The sequence below is a fragment of the Streptomyces sp. genome (assembly GCF_036566765.1).
GTDB lineage: Bacteria > Actinomycetota > Actinomycetes > Streptomycetales > Streptomycetaceae > Streptomyces.
Map to the genome: position 1 here is coordinate 1 of NZ_DATCVQ010000069.1, position 3,119 is coordinate 3,119.

At 68.3% G+C, this 3,119-nt stretch carries 4 protein-coding genes; 2 read left to right on the top strand and 2 right to left on the bottom strand.

Annotated elements, in window-relative coordinates; all coding sequences use genetic code 11:
- Positions 1 to 224: 224 nt before the first annotated feature.
- Positions 225 to 1,058 carry a PIG-L family deacetylase gene (locus VIU94_RS03525; protein ID WP_331907395.1) on the top strand — a complete coding sequence of 278 codons (834 nt, stop codon included), beginning with the start codon at positions 225 to 227 and terminating at the stop codon, positions 1,056 to 1,058.
- Between the two features lie 103 nt (positions 1,059 to 1,161).
- On the top strand, positions 1,162 to 1,461 hold the full coding sequence (locus tag VIU94_RS03530; protein ID WP_331907397.1) for a hypothetical protein: 300 nt from the start codon (positions 1,162 to 1,164) through the stop codon (positions 1,459 to 1,461).
- A 124-nt stretch (positions 1,462 to 1,585) separates the two neighbouring features.
- Here VIU94_RS03530 and VIU94_RS03535 read toward each other — a convergent pair whose 3' ends face one another.
- Together VIU94_RS03535 and VIU94_RS03540 are read right to left on the bottom strand one after the other, a co-directional pair.
- Positions 1,586 to 2,653 carry a PI-PLC domain-containing protein gene (locus VIU94_RS03535; RefSeq protein ID WP_331907399.1) on the bottom strand — a complete coding sequence of 356 codons (1,068 nt, stop codon included), beginning with the start codon at positions 2,651 to 2,653 and terminating at the stop codon, positions 1,586 to 1,588.
- 216 nt (positions 2,654 to 2,869) lie between these two features.
- A partial coding sequence (locus VIU94_RS03540) for a M24 family metallopeptidase (RefSeq protein ID WP_331907401.1) occupies positions 2,870 to 3,119 on the bottom strand: 250 nt, incomplete at its 5' end.

A 3,119-nucleotide genomic window follows, 5' to 3' on the forward strand; every position in this document is an offset into this window, starting at 1 on the left:
GCTGTTGATGGTCGACGACGGTCTCGGCGCAGACCCGGACGGCATTTTGGTCGGTGGCGACGGGAACAGCCGGTCCGGCTGGCACTGTTGCAGCTACCGAGGACCGGTGCCGCACCGGTGGGCGGAGACAACAAGGTCGTCCGCCCCCACAGGAACCGGACCCTGTCATTGCGGTACGCCCGCCGCGCACTCGGGCCAAGACTGTTCTGCTGGAGGATTTTTTCATGACTGACCGGCCTTTGACGCTCATGGCAGTGCACGCCCACCCCGACGACGAGGCCACCGGAACGGGAGGGGTCCTCGCGCGGTACGCGGCGGAGGGCATCCGCACGGTTCTCGTGACGTGTACTGACGGCGGTTGCGGTGATGGACCGGGGGGTGTCAAGCCAGGCGATCCCGGGCACGATCCGGCGGCCGTCGCCTCGATGCGCCGTCAAGAACTCGAGGCGAGCTGTGAGGTCCTGAAGGTCAGTGATCTGGAGACGCTGGACTATGCCGACTCCGGAATGATGGGCTGGCCGAGCAACGACGCCCCCGGGTCCTTCTGGCAGACCCCCGTGGAGGAAGGTGCCGCCCGGCTCGCGGAACTCATGCGGCACTACCGGCCCGATGTGGTCGTCACCTACGACGAGAACGGCTTCTACGGCCACCCCGACCACATCCAGGCCCACCGCATCACGATGGCGGCGCTGGAGATGACCGAGCTGACACCGAAGGTGTACTGGACGACGATGCCCCGCTCGGGAATGCAGCGGTTCGGGGAGATCATGCGCGAGTTCCATCCGGACATGCCGGAGCCGGATCCGGCCGAGGCGGCCGCGATGGCCGAGATCGGCCTCCCCGACGATGAGATCACCACGTGGGTGGACACCACCGCCTTCAGCGGCCAGAAGTTCGACGCGCTGGCCGCGCACGCCAGTCAGGGCGAGAACATCTTCTTCCTCAAGATGGGCAAGGAGAGGTTCGGCGAGTTGATGGGCATGGAGACCTTCGTACGTGTCAAGGACGCCACCGGCGCGGCCGTACCTGAAAACGATCTCTTCGCCGGACTGCGCTGATTCGCCTGTCCGACCGGTTGGGGAAGGCTCATCGGCCGCACGGCGCGATCGAGCGGGTCACGCACCCTCCAGGGCCCTGGGCTGGCTCGGCGCCGCCCTGCTCTTGACCGTCATCTTGCTGATGGGGTGCGGGATCCCCCAGGATTCCCGGGAACAGCAAGCGACCGGCGTCGTGCCGCCCGGTGGTGGCCGGGTCACGTTCGAAATCGAGAACGACGACCCGCAGAACCCCACCGGGAACAGGTTCACCGGCAAGCGCTTCGAGAAGGCCCTGAACGTCACCTTCAACTCCGTGGGGTTCCGCTCCAATGGACAGGATCTGACGACCGCGGGCACCTGCATCGAGGTACTCACCCTTCTCGCCCTCGCCGTTCTCGCGGTCCGCGGACGCATCAAGCGCTGACCGTGCAGCCGCCACCGGCAAGGCCACATGCAAGGAGGGCCCCGCCGGCCATCCGGCAGGGCCCTCACCGGTGTCACGGCTTGCGGTGCCTTCCGGTCCCGGGCGCCATCGGGGACCGACGCCCTCACGGGGCCCTGTTGAGCTCCGCGACGATCGACGCGGGGGTGTGGCCGCTGCCGTCGGATAGGCGGTGGAAGTCGACGGAGACGAAGTTGGGAGCGCGGCCTCCGGTTGCGGTCCGGCACTGCCCGGCGATGCGGTTTCTGAGCTTGGCGCCGTTGTCCAGGGCCGCCGTGAGGACCGTGGGCACGTTGCGGTGGTGGCTCATCGTGAACAGCCTCCGGAATCCGGGTTCCTGCCGGTCCAGGGGCAGGTCGGGCCAGCGGGTGACGCACGCGAGGTCGTCGCCCAGGTCGCCGAGGCTCCAGTAATTGCTCACCGTCCAGGACCTGTCGTACATGACGCCCAGGTGCTCGCGGTCCGACCGGTCGGAGAAGAGCAGCAGGCGCTTGCCGGCGGTGACGAGGTCGGCCACCTTCGGCCAGCCCTTCTGCCGTACGCCCCACTCGTCGGGCCGGAAGAGCAGCTCGTCGACCCCGCGGACCCTGCCGAGGGACTGCCGGAGCTGTTCGGCGCTGACGTAGTCCTCCAGGAAGACGGTCACCACCTCCTGCGGGTGGGTGGTGAGGAAGTCCACCACGGTCTGCACGGTCCCGTGGAAGGACTGCCTGGGCAGTGCGTACGTGGCTCCGGCGAAGGTCTTGCAGTCGCCGTGGCACAGGTAGACGTCGCTGGGGTAGCAGTCGCTGCCGAAGCTGATGACGCACAGCCAGGTGCTGTGCTCGTACCAGTGCGTGTCGAGGCTCAGGCCGCGGACCCCGCCCTCGAGCTGGGCGCGGACCGATTCGGACTGGTTCACCGAACTCCAGCGGGAGTCCTCGTAGTTGGTGAAGGCGTTGTGGGTGGTGAGGAAGGAGACTTCGTCGAGGCGCCGGTCGCCCCAGCGGGTGGCGGCGTCCGCCGCCGGGGCGGCGGACGCCGGCTGCGGGGGCGTGGACGCCGAGGCGTTCGGTGCGCCGAGGAGGGCCAGCAGGAAGAGCAACACCAGGAGGCGGAGGCCGGTTCTTCGCCCCGGTGAGGTGTTGGAACTCCTGCAGGCCGCCCTCTTGGGTGTCGTGTCCGTGTCAAACATGCTCCGGGAGGGTAGCGCGCCTTGCGACGATCCGCCTCCCGTCGGACAGCATGATCTTCCTGTCGATCCTGCCGCAGGAGGCTTCGGCGTCCGACTGGCAATGTGTCAGCGAACTCAGCATGCGGTCAGCGTGAATCCCCCTATGAGTGAGGTCGAGGGTCCCCGGTTGCTGACCAGGGGGTCAGCGCATGGCGCGCGGACTCGAGACCGGCTGGATCAGCCCTTCAGGGCGGCCATCCACGCCTCGACGTCGTCGGAGCGGCGCGGCAGCGCGGCGGAGAGGTTTCGGTTGCCGTCGTCGGTGACGAGGATGTCGTCCTCGATGCGGACGCCGATGCCCCGGTACTCCTGCGGCACCGTCAGGTCGTCGGCCTGGAAGTACAGTCCGGGCTCGACGGTCAGGCACATGCCCGGCTCGAGGGTGGTGTCGACGTACGCCTCGGTGCGCGCGGCGGCGCAGTCGTGG